General features: G+C 60.5%; 20 protein-coding genes and 1 tRNA gene. 12 read left to right on the top strand and 9 right to left on the bottom strand.

Annotated elements, in window-relative coordinates:
• Positions 1–4 precede the first annotated feature (4 nt).
• The 11 genes from O9X62_RS08580 to fliR all read left to right on the top strand — a co-directional run bounded on the left by O9X62_RS08580 (position 5) and on the right by fliR (position 8,572).
• Entirely contained in the window at positions 5–862 is an 858-nt protein-coding gene (locus O9X62_RS08580) for a flagellar assembly protein FliH (RefSeq protein ID WP_269532394.1), read from the top strand.
• Positions 843–2,264 carry a flagellar protein export ATPase FliI gene (gene fliI, locus O9X62_RS08575; RefSeq protein ID WP_269532393.1) on the top strand — a complete coding sequence of 474 codons (1,422 nt, stop codon included), beginning with the start codon at positions 843–845 and terminating at the stop codon, positions 2,262–2,264. The genes O9X62_RS08580 and fliI overlap by 20 nt, the downstream gene beginning before the upstream one ends.
• Positions 2,265–2,273: 9 nt before the next feature.
• A complete protein-coding gene (gene fliJ, locus O9X62_RS08570; RefSeq protein WP_269532392.1) occupies positions 2,274–2,726 on the top strand; it encodes a flagellar export protein FliJ in 453 nt (150 codons plus the stop codon).
• A gap of 77 nt (positions 2,727–2,803) precedes the next feature.
• The gene (locus O9X62_RS08565; protein ID WP_269532391.1) at positions 2,804–4,078 is read left to right on the top strand and encodes a flagellar hook-length control protein FliK; all 1,275 of its coding nucleotides are present in this window, start codon (positions 2,804–2,806) and stop codon (positions 4,076–4,078) included.
• A gap of 142 nt (positions 4,079–4,220) precedes the next feature.
• Positions 4,221–4,793 (top strand): flagellar basal body-associated FliL family protein, encoded by a 573-nt coding sequence (locus O9X62_RS08560; protein WP_269532390.1) that lies wholly within the window; start codon positions 4,221–4,223, stop codon positions 4,791–4,793.
• Positions 4,794–4,834: 41 nt separating this feature from the next.
• Positions 4,835–5,854 carry a flagellar motor switch protein FliM gene (fliM, locus tag O9X62_RS08555; protein ID WP_269532389.1) on the top strand — a complete coding sequence of 340 codons (1,020 nt, stop codon included), beginning with the start codon at positions 4,835–4,837 and terminating at the stop codon, positions 5,852–5,854.
• Entirely contained in the window at positions 5,844–6,290 is a 447-nt protein-coding gene (gene fliN / locus O9X62_RS08550) for a flagellar motor switch protein FliN (protein ID WP_269532388.1), read from the top strand. The genes fliM and fliN overlap by 11 nt, the downstream gene beginning before the upstream one ends.
• Before the next feature lie 10 nt (positions 6,291–6,300).
• Positions 6,301–6,759, top strand: coding sequence for a flagellar biosynthetic protein FliO (gene fliO / locus O9X62_RS08545; protein ID WP_269532387.1), 459 nt, complete (start codon positions 6,301–6,303; stop codon positions 6,757–6,759).
• Complete coding sequence (gene fliP / locus O9X62_RS08540; RefSeq protein WP_308446451.1) at positions 6,756–7,499, top strand: flagellar type III secretion system pore protein FliP; 744 nt, start codon at positions 6,756–6,758, stop codon at positions 7,497–7,499. Before fliO ends, fliP begins: the two co-directional genes overlap by 4 nt.
• A gap of 7 nt (positions 7,500–7,506) precedes the next feature.
• Positions 7,507–7,776, top strand: coding sequence for a flagellar biosynthesis protein FliQ (gene fliQ / locus O9X62_RS08535; RefSeq protein WP_269532386.1), 270 nt, complete (start codon positions 7,507–7,509; stop codon positions 7,774–7,776).
• 7 nt (positions 7,777–7,783) lie between these two features.
• Complete coding sequence (gene fliR / locus O9X62_RS08530) at positions 7,784–8,572, top strand: flagellar biosynthetic protein FliR (protein WP_269532385.1); 789 nt, start codon at positions 7,784–7,786, stop codon at positions 8,570–8,572.
• Between the two features lie 257 nt (positions 8,573–8,829).
• On the opposite strand, the gene O9X62_RS08525 is transcribed toward fliR, so the two are convergent.
• The 8 genes from O9X62_RS08525 to mmsB form a co-directional block, all read right to left on the bottom strand.
• Complete coding sequence (locus tag O9X62_RS08525; RefSeq protein ID WP_269532384.1) at positions 8,830–10,266, bottom strand: polysaccharide lyase family 1 protein; 1,437 nt, start codon at positions 10,264–10,266, stop codon at positions 8,830–8,832.
• Positions 10,267–10,785: 519 nt separating this feature from the next.
• Positions 10,786–10,861 (bottom strand) — tRNA-Thr (locus O9X62_RS08520).
• 99 nt (positions 10,862–10,960) lie between these two features.
• Positions 10,961–11,299 carry a P-II family nitrogen regulator gene (locus O9X62_RS08515; protein WP_269532383.1) on the bottom strand — a complete coding sequence of 113 codons (339 nt, stop codon included), beginning with the start codon at positions 11,297–11,299 and terminating at the stop codon, positions 10,961–10,963.
• 93 nt (positions 11,300–11,392) lie between these two features.
• Positions 11,393–12,178, bottom strand: a complete 786-nt coding sequence (locus tag O9X62_RS08510) for a peptidylprolyl isomerase (RefSeq protein WP_269532382.1) — start codon at positions 12,176–12,178, stop codon at positions 11,393–11,395.
• Between the two features lie 36 nt (positions 12,179–12,214).
• Positions 12,215–12,484 carry a BolA family transcriptional regulator gene (locus O9X62_RS08505; RefSeq protein WP_269532381.1) on the bottom strand — a complete coding sequence of 90 codons (270 nt, stop codon included), beginning with the start codon at positions 12,482–12,484 and terminating at the stop codon, positions 12,215–12,217.
• Complete coding sequence (locus tag O9X62_RS08500; protein WP_269532380.1) at positions 12,481–12,783, bottom strand: YciI family protein; 303 nt, start codon at positions 12,781–12,783, stop codon at positions 12,481–12,483. Before O9X62_RS08500 ends, O9X62_RS08505 begins: the two co-directional genes overlap by 4 nt.
• Position 12,784: 1 nt before the next feature.
• Positions 12,785–13,363, bottom strand: a complete 579-nt coding sequence (locus O9X62_RS08495) for a septation protein A (RefSeq protein WP_269532378.1) — start codon at positions 13,361–13,363, stop codon at positions 12,785–12,787.
• A 122-nt stretch (positions 13,364–13,485) separates the two neighbouring features.
• On the bottom strand, positions 13,486–14,379 hold the full coding sequence (gene mmsB / locus O9X62_RS08490) for a 3-hydroxyisobutyrate dehydrogenase (RefSeq protein ID WP_308446450.1): 894 nt from the start codon (positions 14,377–14,379) through the stop codon (positions 13,486–13,488).
• Between the two features lie 149 nt (positions 14,380–14,528).
• Between mmsB and O9X62_RS08485 the strand changes: the two genes are divergently transcribed.
• Positions 14,529–15,323 (top strand): SDR family oxidoreductase, encoded by a 795-nt coding sequence (locus O9X62_RS08485; protein ID WP_269532377.1) that lies wholly within the window; start codon positions 14,529–14,531, stop codon positions 15,321–15,323.
• A 1-nt stretch (position 15,324) separates the two neighbouring features.
• Here the strand turns inward: O9X62_RS08485 and O9X62_RS08480 are convergent, their stop codons facing one another.
• Positions 15,325–17,661, bottom strand: a complete 2,337-nt coding sequence (locus O9X62_RS08480; RefSeq protein ID WP_269532376.1) for a bifunctional diguanylate cyclase/phosphodiesterase — start codon at positions 17,659–17,661, stop codon at positions 15,325–15,327.
• Positions 17,662–17,747: the final 86 nt, after the last annotated feature.

Here is a 17,747-nt window from a genome sequence, read left to right as displayed (position 1 = left end):
GAGCATGAAAGCCTGGGGCAGCAAAAAGATATTTCGCAGTGGCGAGCTGACCGGTCTGGAGCCGTGGCAGGCTGACGCGCTGAGTGGCCCCTCGGTACAGCGTCCTTATCTGCGCATGAAGGAATTTGTCGAGGTGCTTGGTACCGAGGCCGCCGACCCCGTCGCCGAGGTGCCCGCCAGCCTGGAAGCATCAGCCGAGCCCATGCCCGAGGCGGAGCTGTCTCCGCCTGTTCCACTGGTGCCGATGATTGAGGAAACTGAACTGGCGCGTATCCGCGAGGCGGCACGCCAGGAAGGTTATGAGGCCGGTTTCGAAGCTGGGCGCCAGTCAGGTTATGCCGCTGGCGAAGCGAGTGGCAGGGAGGCCGGGCATGCCGCAGGCCTGATCAGTGGTGAGCAGGCAGGCCGTCAGTTAGCCGACGCTGACGTCGCACGTTTTCAGGCGCTGTGTCAGTCCCTGACGGCGGCGATTGCCGCCTACGAAGACGCACTGGCCCTGCCCATACGCGACTTGGGTATTGCCGTGGCGCAGCAGATTGTGCGAACCCAGATCACGACGCAGCCAGAAAGCCTGCAAACGGTTATTCGCGAAGCCATTGCCAGCCTGCCCGAGCTGCACGGTCCCCTGAAGGTGACGCTGCATCCGGATGATGTCGCCCTGGTACAAGATTTTCTCGCCCACGAGGGTACCCATGCCACCTGGAGACTGGAACCCAGCGAGGCGATGGAACGTGGCGGTTGCCGGATCAACCACGCGACCGTCGAGCTTGATCTGAGTCTGCCTACACGCTGGCGCCGTATCATCGAATCCTTGGGTAGCGATGAACCTTGGCAGGCGGGCGATGGACACAAATCAAACTGACCTCGGGGCAATTCGTCGCTGGCAGCAGTTTGCGGACAGCTGCATCGATACTGTGACCGAGACCAAACCCTGGCTTGCACAGGGGCGCCTTACGCGTGTCGCCGGTCTGGTGCTGGAGGCCGTGGGGATCAAACTGCCTGTGGGCGCCAGCTGCCATGTAGTGCTGCCCAATGGTCACAGTGTGGAAGCCGAGGTTGTCGGCTTCAACGGCGACAAGCTGTTCCTCATGCCGGTGGCAGAGGTTTATGGCTTGGAACCCGGCGCCAAGGTCATCGCCTACGAAGACATTGAAAGCCGCATTCCACAGCCCGGCGCCAGCCACGGTGGACCGCGGCGTCGTATTGAAGATCGTGGCCGCCAGGCCTTGGTAGGACCGCACCTGCTGGGGCGCGTGCTGGATGGCTTGGGCCGTCCGCTCGACAAGCTGGGCCCGCTGAATGCTAGCGATCATGTGCCTTTGTTTTCCCGTCCCTACAATCCCCTGGACCGTGTGCCGGTCAAGGATGTGCTCGATGTCGGCATCCGTGCCATCAACGGCATGCTCACGGTGGGTCGTGGACAGCGTCTGGGCCTGTTTGCGGGCTCGGGTATCGGCAAGAGTGTCTTGCTGGGGATGATGGCGCGCTACACCACGGCCGATATCGTCGTGGTAGGCCTGATCGGTGAGCGTGGCCGCGAGGTCAAGGATTTCATCGAGAATATTCTCGGTGAAGAGGGCTTGGCGCGTTCCGTTGTGGTTGCGGCACCTGCCGATACGCCGCCCTTGCTGCGCTTGCATGGCGCCGCCTATGCCACGGCGATTGCCGAGTATTTCCGCGATAGCGGCAAGAACGTGCTGTTGATCATGGACTCGCTGACCCGCTATGCCATGGCGCAGCGGGAAATCGCGCTGGCGGTGGGTGAGCCACCTGCCACCAAGGGTTACCCGCCATCGGTATTTGCCAAGCTGCCGGCGCTGGTCGAACGAGCCGGTAACGGGCGAGAGGGCAGCGGTTCGATCACCGCCTTCTACACGGTGCTGAGTGAGGGCGATGATCAGCAAGACCCCATTGCAGACAGTGCCCGCGCCATTCTTGACGGCCATATCGTGCTCAGCCGGCAACTCGCAGATGCTGGTCACTATCCGGCGATTGATATCGAGCAATCGATCAGTCGGGTCATGACCGATATCATTTCGCCCGATGCACTGGATCATGTGCGGCGCTTCAAGCTGATGTATTCCCGTTATCAGCGCAATCGCGATCTGCTCAATGTCGGTGCCTACGTCCGTGGGTCAGACCCGGTGCTGGACGAGGCCATCAGGATGATGCCGGCCATGGAGGCCTTTTTGCAGCAAGGCATCTACGAGCAAGTCAATTACGCCAATGCACGGGGGCATCTGGCCAGCCTGTTCGGTGGTTGACGCATTGCCATGGCAAAGCCCTTCCAGTTTTCCTTTCTGCTAGATCTGGCTGCCGACAAACGCGACGCCGCAGCGACCGCGCTCAGCGAGGCCGTACAGCGCCTGATGCAATCACGCGATCGGTTGGCGCAGATCGAGCAATACCGTGCTGAGTATCGCCTGCGCTTCTCGAATTCCGCCGGACAGGGGATGCCGGCCCATCAGTGGCAGGACTTTCATGCGTTCCTGACCAAGCTCGATGGCGCAGTGGAGCAGCAGGCGCGCGATATTCAGCGTTGTGAGGGTGTGGTCGAGCAACGTCGGCTTGCATGGCTGGAGACCGAGAAGGAAGTCAAAGCCTACGAGACCCTGCAAACCCGTCATGTACAACGCGAGAATCACCGCGAGGCCAAGCGGGAGCAAAAGCTGACGGATGACTGGGTTTCCAATGCCGCCCATCGCCGGGAGCCCACCGGGCACTGAGTCCCCGGTGATTCGTTGGCACCGTCCTTGCTAAGACGTTCCTGACACCAACGGGATACAGCAAGGGGGCGCGAGCCATGCCAGCCACCAGCAACACCAATCAGCTACTTGCCAGCCTGGGCGCCAACAAGGCCCCGAATGCTGGCCGTAGTCGCCCCGATGCGGCGCAGGATGGCCTGTTCCAGGCGTCACTGGATCAGCAGATCAATCAGTTCCGACCTGAATCGGCGTCGCCGGATGCGGTCGCCAAGCCCGTGTCCGAGCGCGAGCGGGTAGCGACTCAGGCGCCGGAGCGCCCAGCTGCCAAGCCGGCAACGCGTCAGCCGGAACGACCGGATACCCGTGAAGCGGCCGGCCCCGACTACGACAAGGCCGCCGTACCCGTGGACGACACGACAACCCGGCCGGCCAGTGAGCGCAAGGGTGCACCCAGCAAGTCCGGTCAGGACGACCAAGTTGACGAAGAGCAAGCCATGGCCACCGCCGCACAGGCGACGGCCATCATGCAGCTACAACATTTAGTGAATCCCGCCGTTGAACCCGCCCCCGAGGCTGATGCCACGGCAGTGGAGGGTTTGCTGCAGGGTGATGCGGAACAGGCGACAACGCTGGCAAAGCTGGTGGCCGAGCTGAACGGCAAGGAAGGCCAGCTGCGGCAAAGTCTGCCGGCGGTTGCGGCAAAAGCTGACGCCATGGTCGATCTGGCCAAGCAGGATCTCGCTGCGGTGAAAGAACCCGGCATCCTGCTTGCCGGCAAGGACACCATGACGGAACCGGTAGAGGACTTCTCCCGCGTGCTGGAGTCACGGCTTGGCGCGCAGTCCGCAGGCGTGGTGATTCAGCAAACCGCTTCCCAGAGCATCAGGGTCGAACCCATGCGCGCCCAAAGCGTTGAAAGCAGTCGCGGGCAAATGTCCATTTTTCAACCGGTTGGTGGCGAGGGCTGGGACAAAGCCTTGGGTACCCGCATGGTGATGATGGTCAGCAACCAGCAGCAGGAAGTCGAGATGCAGCTGAACCCGCCTCATCTGGGCCCCATGGAAATCAAGCTTACGCTGGATAAGGATCAGGCCAGCGTGACGTTTGTGGCGCTACACGCCCCGGTGCGTGAGGCCCTGCAAGCCTCCATGCCGAAACTCAGTGAAATGCTCGCGGAAAGCGGCATTCAGCTTGCCGATGCGCAGGTTCAATCGCAGGCCCAGCGGGATCAGGCCCAGGGCGAGCAGGGGCAGCAGCGCCACGGTGGGCAGCGCATCGCCAGCGAGCCATTGGAATTGCAGCCCGTGCCTGTGCATGCCATACGCGCCTCGATGAGCATGCTCACGCCAGGCAGCGTCAGCCTGTTTGTTTGAAACAACTGCCAGAGGATCTCCCCGAAACCCGCGCCAATGCTTGTTGCACAAACGGGTTTGCTTTATAAATCGGCTAGGTGCTCCCCGTGTACGCAGGGGGTACAGATAACGCAAGAAACCTAGCCCAAAAGGAAGATCGCTCATGGCAGAGGCCAAAAAGCCGGCGCCGGCCGCCGATAATGATGGCGGTGCCAAGCCGAAGAAGAACATGCTGATGATGGTGGTCATCATCCTGCTGGTGCTGCTGATCGCGGTACTTGGTGCCGGAGCCTTTGTGGCATACAAGGTGCTTATACCACCAACATTCGAGGACCCTGTTGCCGAACACGCAGCAGATGGCAGCACGGATGATGCCGCCAGCAAGGACAAGAAGAAAAAGAAAGAAAAGAAAGAGAAGGACCCGGCAGCAGTGCCCGTCTTCACCAAGCTGGATACGTTCACGGTGAATTTGCCCAACGGCTCGGTACTGCAAACGGAAATTCATGTTCAGGTCTCGGACGAGAAGCAGACTGACCTGATCAAGAACTACCTGCCGCGCCTGAGCAGCCAGGTGAACCTGCTGCTTGGCTCAAAGAAGCTTGAAGACCTCACTACCTATGAAGGTAAGGTGAAGTTGATGGACGAGATCAAACAGACGTTGAACAAGGTGCTGGATGCGAAGGAAGACGAAGACGGCGTGATGAGCGTCGAGTTCAAAACCTTCATCATCCAGTAGCGCCCGGACGGCATCGGGCCGAACAGGATCAAGGATGAATCATGGCTGACGATATTCTCTCCCAGGAAGAGGTGGATGCCCTCTTGCGAGGGGTCACCGGTGAGGACGAAGATGACGGCGACAGTGCCGATCTATCGGCTGTCCGCGCCTACGATATCGGCCGCCAGGAGCGCATTGTCCGTGGCCGGATGCCGACGCTGGAGGTCATTAACGAGCGCTTTGCCCGTAATCTCCGCTTGGGCCTGTTCAATTTCATGCGCCGCTCGGCCGAGATCTCGGTCGGCCCGGTGCGGGTACAGAAGTATTCCGAATTCATCCGCAATCTGGTGGTGCCCACCAACCTGAACCTGATCCATATGAAGCCCCTGCGCGGTACGGGGCTGTTCATCTTTGATCCGGACCTGGTGTTTCTGGTGGTCGATAACATGTTCGGCTCAGACGGTCGCTATCATGTCCGGGTTGAAGGCCGCGATTTCACCCCTACCGAACAGCGCATCATTCAGCGTTTGCTGGAAGTGGTGATGGAGGAATACCGCAAGGCCTGGGAGCCTGTTTTCAAAACCGAGTTCAGCTATGTGCGCTCGGAAATGAACACCCAGTTTGCCAACATTGCTACCCCTACCGAGGTGGTGGTGGCATTTACCTTCAAGATTGAACTGGGTTCAGGCGGTGGCGATTTCCACGTCTGCTTCCCGTACTCGATGATCGAGCCGCTGCGTGATGTGCTCTACAGCTCCATGCAGGCGGACCGCATGGAATCGGATAATCGTTGGGTAAAGCTGCTCTCACACGAAGTACAGAACTCGCATGTCGAGTTGATTGCGAATCTGGGCAAAGCGCAAATTACGCTCGGACAGATTCTTGAATTGAAAGCTGGCGATGTGATCGGAATCGAGATCCCCGATACCATCGTGGCTGAAGTCGATGGCGTGCCCTTGATCGAAGGCACTTACGGGACGTTCCACGGCCAATATGCACTCAAGGTTCATCAGGTGCTTACCACTGCCGAGAACCTGATGATCGACGAAGAACCGATCGAGGAGCTGCATGATGAGCAATGAAACCGAAGAACAAGGCCTGGATGACTGGGCAGCCGCGCTGGCTGAACAGGAAGCAGCGGATGCTGCGGCAGCGGCCGCCACGGTCAGTAGCTTGGCACCACCCTCTGCCGCGGTGACCTCCGCCGCTGCCATTTTCCAGAGTTTTGACAAGGATACCGAGAAGCCCAGCGGGCCTAGCGGTATCGAAATGATCATGGATATCCCGGTCACCATGACCGTGGAGCTCGGCCGTACCAAGATTGCCATCCGCAGCCTGCTCCAGCTGGCTCAGGGTTCGGTGGTAGAACTCGAAGGTCTGGCCGGCGAGCCCATGGACGTGCTGGTCAATGGCACCCTGATTGCCCAGGGCGAAGTGGTGGTCGTCAACGACAAGTTCGGTATCCGTCTTACCGATATCATCACGCCTGCCGAGCGGATTCGTCGCCTTCACAAGTAAGCCCATCGACATGCTTATCCGCCTTCTGCCAGCCGCCGCCCTTACCGCGGCGGCTTGTGTTTGTAGTGCCGCCGACGAAGCCGCCAAGGTTGCCGCGTTGCCGACTGTTGCTACACCCTCGATCTGGTCGATTTTCCAGGTCATGTTCGCCTTGATCGTGGTTGTGGCCGGCATCATCGGTACCTTGTGGCTGATGCGCCGGTTTGGTCAGGGCCAGATCGCGGGCACTGCGCAGATGCGCATCGTGGGCACGGTGCAGCTGGGTCCGCGTGAGCGCGTGGTGGTGGTCGAGCTGCGTGACACCTGGCTCGTTCTGGGTGTCACCGGCGTGGAAATCTCCACGTTGCACACCCTGCCCAAACCTGCCGATGCCGACCAGCCTACTGCAACAGCCAACTTGTTTGCTGACCGCCTTGCCGCCATGCTGGCGCGGCCTGCCAAGCCCGCCGGACCGGGAGCAACTGCATGAAGCGCAGCACACTGGCGCTGGGCCTGTTCGCACTGGCCGTTCCCGTCATGGCAGCCGACCCCGGCTTGCCCCTGCTCACCAGCCAACCGGCAGCAGCAGGTGGTGGTCAAAGCTACTCACTGACCCTGCAGACACTGCTGTTCCTTACCAGCCTCACGTTCCTGCCGGCCGTGTTGCTGATGATGACGGCCTTCACGCGGATCGTGATCGTGCTCTCGATGTTGCGTCAGGCGATCGGCACCATGCAGGCACCGCCCAACCAGGTCATCGTGGGCCTGTCGCTGTTCCTCACCGTATTTGTCATGTCGCCGGTGCTCGACAAGATCTGGGTCGAGGCCTACCAGCCGTACAGCCAGGATCAGATCGGTTTCAATGAGGCCGTCGAGCGCGCCAGCAAGCCGCTCAAGCAATTCATGATCAAGCAGACCCGCCAGAAGGATCTGGCCCTGTTTATCGAACTGTCGCAAAGCGCCAAGCCGCAAGGACCGGATGACATCAGTCTCAAGGTACTTGTGCCGGCCTTTGTCACCAGCGAACTCAAAACTGCATTCCAGATTGCCTTTCTGGTCTTCATACCGTTCCTGATCATCGATATGGTGGTTGCCAGCGTGCTGATGGCCATGGGTATGATGATGGTGAGCCCGGTGACGATCTCGCTGCCGTTCAAGATCATCCTGTTCGTGCTGGTGGATGGCTGGACACTGCTGATCGGCTCGTTGGTGCAGAGCTTCTATACCTGAGGCCGCAATGTCCCCGGAACTTGTCATCACCGTCATCCAGCGCGCTTTCGAGGTCATGATCCTCGTTGGCGGCCCCATGCTGATCGCCGGCTTGATCGTGGGCTTGCTGGTCAGTGTGTTCCAGGCCGCCACCCAGATCAACGAAGCCACGCTATCCTTCATTCCCAAGCTGTTGATCACCTTTCTGGTGGCGGTGCTGGCTGGCCCGTGGATGCTCAGCATCCTCATGGATTACACGATCCGCCTCTATCAGGCGATCCCGACCATGATCGGTTAGCGGGGCCATGTTCAGCGTCTCCGATGCGCAGATTCAGGCATGGCTGGGGCTGCTGCTATGGCCGTTCTTCCGTATCCTCGCCATTTTCGCCACCGACCCCTTCTATTCCAGCCGTAGCATACCGGTGCGTGTGCGGGTGATCCTCGCAGTGCTGCTGTCCATCCTGATTGCACCCAGCCTGCCCCCCATGCCCGATGTCGGCCCGGTCTCGCCGCTCGGCGTGCTGATCATCATCCAGCAGGTCATGATCGGGGTTGCCATCGGTTTCACCATGCGGCTGGTGTTCAGCTCGGTAGAAATGGCTGGCCATATTGCGGGCCTGCAAATGGGTCTGGGTTTTGCCAGTTTCTACGATCCACAGCACGGTACCAATACAGCAGTTGTTGCCCAGATCACCAGTTTGCTGACCATTCTGGTTTTTCTGGCGCTCAATGGCCATCTGCTGGTCATCGAGACCATTGCCAAGAGCTTTGTGCTGCTGCCCATTACTGCAGCGCCCATCAAGGCAGCTGGCTTCAAGCTGCTGGTGGATGCAGGCGGACAGATTTTCATGCTCGGGGTATTGCTTTCGCTGCCTGTGCTGGCGGCCTTGCTGATCACCAACCTGGCGATTGGCGTCATGTCCAAGGCTGCGCCGCAGTTCAACGTTTTTGCGGTGGGCTTTCCCATCACCATCGGCGTCGGGATAGCAATCTTCTACGTATCCCTCCCTCAGTTCGTCCCCCACATTCGTCATCTGGTCGATCAGGCAACCCGCTTGGCCTACAAGGTGGCCACCACATTCGGTGGCGCCTGAATATCGCTGGCAGGCGGCGTGCGCAGCCTTGGTATTGCCAGTCGTAGAGCACCTGGTTACCCGGATTGCCGCTGGCTACGCCATAAGCCATTGCTGATGGCACCATCGACGCTAAACGAACGTGTGCCTGGATGATGACGCAACAGCACAAAGGGGCGCCATGCGCCCCTTTGTGCTGTTGCTGCCGGAATGTGCCCGAGTACGTGGTCAGGTTTTGTTGTCCATCTGGTTCCGGCCGGGATGCACGAGCTATCGACTCAGCAACTCAGTTTCGCGAGTCCCTTGCCTGCACCGGCTACGGCAGGCAGCTTCTGCTTCACACAGGACGGTGCCTGTACCGTGTAGCTATAGGGAATGCCCAGCGGGAAGCTGGCAGTACTGCGCCAGTCGGTCGCATCGCGGGTGGGAGACGAATCACTCGCCACCCAAGTGATCCCATAGGTCGCGAAGTCGGCCGGGCTCTGGATATTGTTGTTGCGCAGGTCCCAGTAACCAATCGACGAGCTGTCGCGCGATGTCACCGGGTTTTGCGCGTTCTCGAACCAGTTGCCCTCAATCAGTGAGTAGCCGCCCATGCGAATGTTTGCCCCCGAGGTTTTCACGCCGCTATAGAGATTGTTGTAGAGGTGGGTATAACCGCCGCGTTGCAGGGGCAGACGTGCGCTGACGTTCTGATAGACATTGTGGTGGAAGGTGATGAAGCGATCACTGGTGTCACTGTCGCTGGAACCAATCAGGCCAACCTTCTGGTGGTCCCGGATCAGGTTGTACGAATAAGTGATGTGGTGCGCTCCCGCCTTGCTGTCGATCAGGCCATCGAACTCCATATCACCCGCACCCGGACAATCATTCACGCTGCTGAACAGGGTGTTGTGATCGATCCATATATAGCCAGGGAATTTTCCGCTTTGACCTTCGATACCGATGGCGTCGATTGAGCCGGGCAGCAGCCCGATCGTCATGTTGCGGATGATGATGTTTCGTGAGTCTGCCTTGATCGCCAGACCGAAGTTGGCTCCTGAACCATCCGCACCCTCGATCGTGATATCGCTTTTGTTCTTGATCTCCACAATGGTGCCGGCGGGCTTTTGCCACTGGGCGCAGGTGTCGGTGATGCTGCCGAAATCAAATGTACCCGTGTAGCGCAATACCAGCCCGCCACCTGTATAGGCGTTAATGGCTGCTTGCAGCGCAGCCGGCGTGCTGACGGTTTGCACTGCCGCACTCCCGCCGCCGCTAACGGTGCCGGCATAGCCGCCACTGGCGCCGGCTGGAGTCGGTGTCGGTGTCGGTGTCGGTGTCGGTGTCGGTGTCGGTGTCGGTGTTGGTGTTGGTGTTGGTGTTGGTGTTGGTGTTGGCGTTGGCGTTGGCGTTGGTGTTGGCGTGGGAGTCGGAGTCGGAGTCGGAGTCGGAGTCGGAGTCGGCACAGGGCCTACTGCGCATTTCTTTGGAATGCCGGGATTGGGGTCGCTGCCGAAGGTGGCGACCGTGCAGGCGATATTACCGCTGAGTTGCTTGATAACCCATTTGTCCTTAATGCCGAAAGACACAGGACGCAGGCTGGTGCCTGCCTTGCAGATCTCGCCCTCGTCGGCACATTTCGAATAGCCTGAGGGCCAGTCTACGGCGTAAGCCGGGCAGGCCATCAGCAGGCCTACCATCCCGACCAATGGACGCATGGTGTTCTTTTTCATGATGCTGTCTCCTTGTCTCACCGTACAGCGCTCACCGCGCGCACGGGTCCAGGCAAGGGCTGCTATGGCATGGCCCCGACCTGAAATTGCGTTGATGGATTCCGTTCCGGCCTTTAGCCGGCTCGGCTCGATCTGCATCGCAGCGACGTCAGGTCGGCGCAGCACCCCAAGGCTGCACATCGTTTCTCGATTATGAAACTGCGTTTTGAAATTGTCTATTCAGTGTTTCATTTGATGCTGATGGTGTGTCCGGTGCGCAATAGCCTGATGCGAGCCCGCTGTAAGTCGCAACCTCGGCCCGCTTGATACTTGGTGTGGTCGCCCAATCGTTGTGGATGCAAGCCGTAGCGCCGATCGATTGCTCAGGAGAAAGGGGTAGCCCGTCCCGCCTGCCGGGGTGATCGCTACTTGCAGAATGCCCCAAGGCAACTGCTGGCATGGCGGCGGCCCACTTGGGGCACATTGCTTGCCAGAATAAGAAAAGGGCCTAGCTGAAATCAGCTAAGCCCTTGATTCTTATGGTGCCGGAGATAGGAGTCGAACCTACGACCTTCGCATTACGAATGCGCTGCTCTACCAACTGAGCTACACCGGCAACATGGTTCCGGCTGAACCGGAAACAGCCCGCAATTATAGTGGCTGATTCGTTTCTTGCAAGCCGCAACCCGGCAAATATTTCAGGTAATTGAGTCGATCAAACCGCATCTGCGCCGACTTCTCCCGTACGGATGCGGACAACCTGCTCGACCGGCATCACGAAGATCTTGCCGTCGCCGATCTTGCCCGTGCGGGCGGCTTTGACGATGGCGTCGATGGCGGGGTCGACCTTGTCGTCGGTGATAACGACTTCAATCTTCACCTTGGGCAGAAAATCCACTACGTACTCGGCACCGCGATACAGCTCGGTGTGGCCTTTCTGGCGGCCAAAGCCTTTGACTTCGGTCACGGTGAGGCCACTGACCCCGACCTCGGCCAGCGCTTCACGCACCTCGTCGAGTTTGAATGGCTTGATGACAGCTTCGATCTTTTTCATGCGGACTCTCTTGGGCTTGGGTCGCAACGGGTGGGCATGCAATGACAAAGGGCCTTGCGGCCCTTTGTGTGGTGCGGTGCCTGACGGGCGGTGTTACTCCACCTTGGCTTTGGCGCGCAGATCGGCGATCAGCTTGTCCAGTGCCTGACCTTGAGCTTGCTGCTGCAGGCCGGCTTTCACTTCGTCGAAAGAAGGACCTTGTGCGGCGCGCACGTCTTCCAGCTTGATCACGTGGAAACCGTATTGGGTCTTGACCGGAGTCTGAGTCACTTGACCCTTGGCCAGCTTGCGCATGGCTTCATCGAACTCGGGCACGAACTGGCCTTGCTGGACCTTGTCGTACAGGCCGCCGTTATCCTTGCTGCCCGGGTCTTGCGACTTGGCCTTGGCCAGATCGGCAAACTTCTTGCCCTTCTTCAGCTCGGCGATCACGGCATTGGCTTCGGCTTCCGTCTTCACCAGAATGTGGCGAACGCTGTATTCCTTGCGGCTAGCGGCTTCAGCCTTGATCCGCTCATATTCGGCCTTGAGGGTTTCTTCGGCGATCGGGTTGGTCTTCTGGAAGTTCTGCACAAAGGCCTTCAGCAGCACATTCTGCTGTGCCATGGCGGCTTCAACCTGGACATCAGCGTCTTTGCTCAGGCCCTTCTTGGCGGCTTCCTGGGCGATGACTTCCTTGGTGATCATGTCGTCGCGGATCTTGGCACGCAGCTCGGGGCTGTCCTTGGCGCCACGCTCAGCCAGTTGCTTGAGGATGAAATCCATTTGCGCCTGGGGGATGGCCACCCCGTTCACGACGGCCACCGGCTTGTCGGCAGCAACGGCAGCGCCAGCCAGCAGGGCGGCAACCAGGGCAGAAGCGAAAATCTTGGTGTGCATCGAAAACGTCCTTCTCGGTCTTTGAGTGGGGTGAAGCTAGTGGGTCAATTCGGATTGCGTTTTGGCGTCGATGGCCAGAGCGTGAATATCTTGCCGCATCATGTCGCCGAGCGCATCGTAAATCAGCCGGTGCCGCGCAATCAGCGCGAGGCCGGTGAACTGCTCGGACACGATAACCAGCCGATAGTGCCCGCCGCCGGAGGCGGCGCCAGCATGACCGGCATGTTTGGCGCTATCGTCGGTGAGTTCGAGTACCGTGGGCGCCAGGCTCGCAAGTTTCGCACGGATTTTGTCCGGCGTGTTCATGCGGGCAGTACCTTCTTGAACGGGCGTACATCAACCTGCGCGTACACGCCGGCCGCAAGGTAGGGGTCGGCATCGGCCCATGCGCGGGCCGCTGCGAGGCTCTCGAACTCGGCGACGATCAGGCTGCCGCTGAAGCCGGCGGGACCAGGGTCGGGGCTGTCGATGGCCGGGAAGGGGCCGGCGAGCAGCAGGCGACCTTCTGCCTGCAGGGCCTGCAGCCGTGCCACGTGGTCCGGGCGGGCGGCGAGCCGTTGCGCAAGCGTGTCGGCGTGGTCTGTACCGGTAATGGCGTAATACATCTCAGCTTTCCTTGGCTGCGGTGTCTTCGGGCAGGTGGCGAGCAAGCCAGAGACCTTGGGCAATGGCGAACACAAAGGTCATGCCCAGCACGCCGAATAATTTGAACTTGACCCAGATGTCTTCCGGAAAGTTGAAGGCCACAACCAGATTGACCACGGCGAGCAACAGGAAGAACCCGACCCAGGCCCACATGAGCTTGTCCCACATGGCTTCCGGGAGTTTCATTTCCTTGCCCAGCAGCAAGGCCATGGGCGGCTTCTTGAGCACGAAACGGGTAATCAGCAGCCCGCCAGCCAGCGCCAGATTCACGGCCGTGGGCTTCCAGTAGATGAAGGCCGGGCTATGCAGCACCAGGGTCAAGCCGCCCAGAACGACAATCAGTCCGAGCCCGATCCATTGCATGACTTCAATCGGCTTGCCGCGCAGCTTGAGCCAGCCGATCTGGATCACGGAGGCCGCAATGGCAAGCGCGGTCGCAAACTCGATGGGTTTGTTCAGGCCGTATTCGGGAAAGACAAGACCGGAGGAGTAGCCGGCAAAGAAGATGATGACCGGCAGCAGGTCGAAGAGGAATTTCATGGGCGGCGATTATGCCGATGGCGGTGCACATCGGCAATCGGGGCGCGATAAGCGGGGGAATCGGGCGACGAGCTGCGGGCGCTGTTTGAAGTGTCTTCTCTCAAGCGCCGTGTCTTCTGCCTTTAGTGCCGTTTGAGCCACTGCTGGATACTGGAGAAGTCGAGCTGTCCTGCGCCCTGGCTGCTGTGAATGGCGTAAAGGTTACGTGCCAGCGCGCCCAGCGGCGTCGCCGAGCGGCTTTGCAATGCCGCTTCCATGGCCAGCCCCAAGTCCTTGAGCATCAGGTCCACACCGAAGCCGCCCTCGTATTCACGGCTGGCCGGTGTGCTCTCCATCACACCCGGCCAGGGGTTGTATTTCTCCAGGCTCCAGTTGCCCCCCGAGCTGACGCGCATGATGTCGGACAGGACTTTGGGGTCGAGCCCGTTGCTCACGCCCAGATTCAGTGCCTCGGCGGTGCCGATCATATGGATGGCCAGCAGCATGTTGTTGCAGATCTTGGCAACCTGGCCACTGCCTGCCGGGCCGGCATGGAACAGGTTCTTGCCCATTTTTTCGAGTACGGGTCGTGCCCGTTCGAGCACCGCCGCTTCGCCGCCGATGATGAAGGTCAGCGTCCCGGCTGCGGCGCCGGCCGTGCCACCAGACACCGGGGCATCGAGCATCATAATGCCGCGTGCACTGGCGGCGGCGTGGACCTTGCGGGCCGTCTCGGGTGCGATGGTCGAACACTCCAGTACCAGTGTGCCGGGGCGGATGGCGGCGAGCAGGTCCTGCTCCAGATAGAGCCCGGCCACATGCTGGCTGGCCGGCAGCATGCTGATCACGATATCGGCTTGGGTCGCCGCGCTGGCCGCATCGGGGGCTGCGCTGCCACCGAGCGATACGAGGGCGGCCACCGCATCTGCAGTCAGGTCGAAGCCGCTGACAGGGTAGCCGGCGCGGACAAGGTTCGCGGCCATGGGACCACCCATATGGCCGAGTCCGATAAAGGCGATGCGAGGCAGGGTGTTCATGGCGGGCGGCTTCGGGTGGGGGAACAAGTTGCCGTTTTAGTCCAAATGGCGACGATTTGTCCAAACCCCGTTGAGGCGACAACCCGCATTGTGCGCTGGCGGGCGCGCTGCGATGATCCGTGTTCCAGATCGGGACGGGGCAGGGTGGGATGAGCGAACAGGGCAGGGTGGTGTGGATCACGGGGGCATCCAGTGGCATTGGCGAGGCGCTGGCTCTGGCATGTGCGGCGCGCGGTGATTGCGTGGTGCTGTCGGCCCGGCGTGGCGATGAACTGGCGCGTGTGTTGGCGCGCTGCGCGCAGCCGGAACGCCATCTGATCGTGCGGCTGGACCTGGCACAGCCAGCAGATTTTGCCGCTGCAGTGGCACAGGTGCTGGCACGTTACGGCCGCATCGACATGCTGTTGAACAATGCTGGCTTGAGCCAGCGCTCACTGGCTCGCGAAACGGATCTGACGGTGGACAAGCGGCTGATCGAGGTGAACTATCTCGGAACCGTGGCGCTTACCAAAGCGGTGCTGCCGGTCATGCTCAAGCAAGGCTCTGGGCATCTGGTGGCGGTGACGAGCTTGGTCGGTAAATTCGGTACGCCCATGCGTTCCAGCTACGCAGCAGCCAAGCACGCCCTGCACGGATTCTTTGATTCGCTGCGCGCCGAGCTATGGCGTGATGGCATCCGTGTGACCCTGGTTTGTCCGGGCTTCATCAAGACGAATCTGCCGCTGGTCGCGCTCACGGCCAATGGCAGCCCGCAAGGCAGGATGGATCAGGCACAGGCCAACGGGATAGAACCTGCCGATTGCGCGCGTCGGATACTTGCGGGGCTGGATGCCGGCAAGGAAGAGTTTGCCGTAGCTGGCCTGCGCGAAAAGCTGGGGCTGTATATCAAGCGGTTTGCCCCAGGCTTGTTCCGCCGCATCATTCGCAATGCACGGGTGACATGATTCAGAAGAGCGGTTTGCCATCCGGGTAGCAATGATCGTCGGGCAGCTTGAGCCAGTCACTGACCGGCATGGGCCGCGCATAAAGAAAGCCCTGCATCGAATGACAGCCTTCGCGAATCAGGAAGGCTGCCTGCTCAGGCGTTTCCACGCCCTCTGCCACCACGCGCAGGTCCATGTGCCGCGCCAGACTCAGAATCAGCGCCGAGATGGCGCATTCACTCGGGATGCCGGGATCCTGCGGCAGGAAGCTGCGGTCGATCTTCAACTCATCCAGCGGCAGGCGCTGCAGATAGGCCAGGCTGGAGTAACCGGTGCCGAAGTCATCAATCGAGAACCTTAGCCCCAGGCTGGCCAACTCTTCCATCTTGGCCACGGTGGCGGAGAAGTTGCGGATCAACAGCCCTTCGGTGACTTCTAGCACCAGCTGTTGGGCGGGGGCACCGGTTTCATCGAGCACGCGCCTGACCTTGGCGACGAAGTCGGCCTCATGGAACTGATAGGGACTCACATTCACTGATAGCGGCAGATCGCGGCCAGTGGCGGCCAGAATCATCAGCAGGTGGCAGGCTTCAACGAGTATCCAGTCGCCGATACGCGCAATCAGGCCGGTTTCTTCGGCAATCGGGATGAATTGCGCCGGAGAGATGAAGCCGCGTACCGGGTGCTGCCAGCGCAGCAGTAACTCGGCGCCGATGGCGCGCCCCTCGGCGTTGACCTGGGGTTGCAGGTAGAGCTGGAAGCCGCCTTCAGCCAGCGCCTGTTCCATGTCCCGCTGCAGGGTAAGGCGTTCCTCGATTTCGGCTTGCATGCTGCCTTCAAAGAACACGGCACGGTGGCGCCCCTCTGACTTGGCGCGGTACATGGCCATATCCGCCTCGCGCAGGATATCTTCCGTGCGCTGGCCGGGCTTGGGAAATAAGGTGATCCCCAGGCTGCCGCCCGTGCTGAAGCGCTGGGCGCCGAGATCGAAAGGTTCTGCAAGGGCTTGCCGCAGTTTGTCTGCCAATTGCATGGCCAGCGTCGCCGCACTGGTGTCGTCGTCAGCCAGGTGATTGAGCAGCACCACAAACTCGTCGCCGCCGAGCCGGGCAATGGTGTCCTCATCGCGCAGCAGTACGGTCAGACGCGCTGCCACGGCGGTCAGCAAGGTATCGCCCGTACCATGACCACGCGCATCGTTGACATGCTTGAAGTGGTCCAGATCCAGAAAGATGGCAGCACCAAAACCACCGCGACGGCGTGCTGCGGCGAGCGCGCGATCCATGCGGTCGATCAGCAGGCGGCGGTTGGGCAGGCCGGTAAGGCTGTCGTAGAAGGCCAGACGGTGGATGTTTTCTTCGGCACGTTTACGATCGGTGATGTCGCGCTGTACCAGCACGAAGTGGGTACAGCGGTTGGCTGTGTCGTAGATGGGGTTGAGGTCCAGCTCCAGCCAGAAGGGCTCGCCATTCTTGCGGTAGACAATCAGCTCGGTGCGCAGGCTGGTCTGCTCGTCCAGTGCCTTGGTGATGCGCGCCATTTCCTCGCGGCAGGTTTCGTGACCCAGAAACAGGTACAGGGTTTCGCCGATGGCCTCCTCAAGCAGATAACCGGTCTGACGCTCGAACGCAGCATTGGCGAACATGATGCGGCGACCGCTGGGGTGGGGTGCCGCTTCAATGATCAGCACGATATCGTTGAGGTGGGCCACTGCCGCGCCGGTGAGCCGAAGCTCCTCGGCCGTGGTTTCCAACCGTGCCTGCTTCTCGGCCAGCGTATCGCTGACCTGCTGTTGGGCATCGAGCGACCGGCTCAAACCTTCCATCAGCACGGCGGCCGAGAGCGTCAGCACCCCGTTGATCATGCCGAAGTTGGCCGCGATCAGCAGCCACTGAACCAGCGGGTTGGGTGGGAAACCACGTACATCGACCGGCAGGCCGGCAAGATAGCCGACCAGTGGCAGCGACATGGTGGTGACGCTTAACGCAAAGATGGCCGCGCGCCGACCCAGCAACAAGGCAGCCAATACCGGAGAGGCGAGCAGATAAATCTGGCTGACGAGCCCCACGGTAAACAGGAACCACATCCCTAGGGCGTAGACCAGGGCCACGAACTGCCAGGCTCGGGCGCGCAAGCTCAGGCCGCCGCCTTGCCAGAGCCACACCACCCAGGCCAGTGCCACCAGGTCGATCAGCACGGTCGACCAAAGGCCTTGCTGCACAGCCAGCAGGCTGCTGGGGAGTGCAGCCAGGGTGCCCAGCAGCAAGACGGCAAGCAGGATCCGGCGCAACACCAGTGTGCGCCACTGGGTGAGTGTCTGGGGTGCTGCAACGGCGGGGGCGGGACTCGATGTACTCAACGGTATCCTGACCTCGGAAATGACCGCGACTCACAGGCAGCGTGGATACGTTGCTGCCTTTGGTTTAGTGCATCGCCGCACGCTTT

Origin of the sequence: Chitinimonas sp. BJYL2, from assembly GCF_027257935.1 — a bacterium.
Lineage (GTDB): Bacteria > Pseudomonadota > Gammaproteobacteria > Burkholderiales > Chitinimonadaceae > Chitinimonas.
Note: the sequence above shows the minus strand (reverse complement) of the source record. Positions and strands in the feature narration are given on the sequence as shown.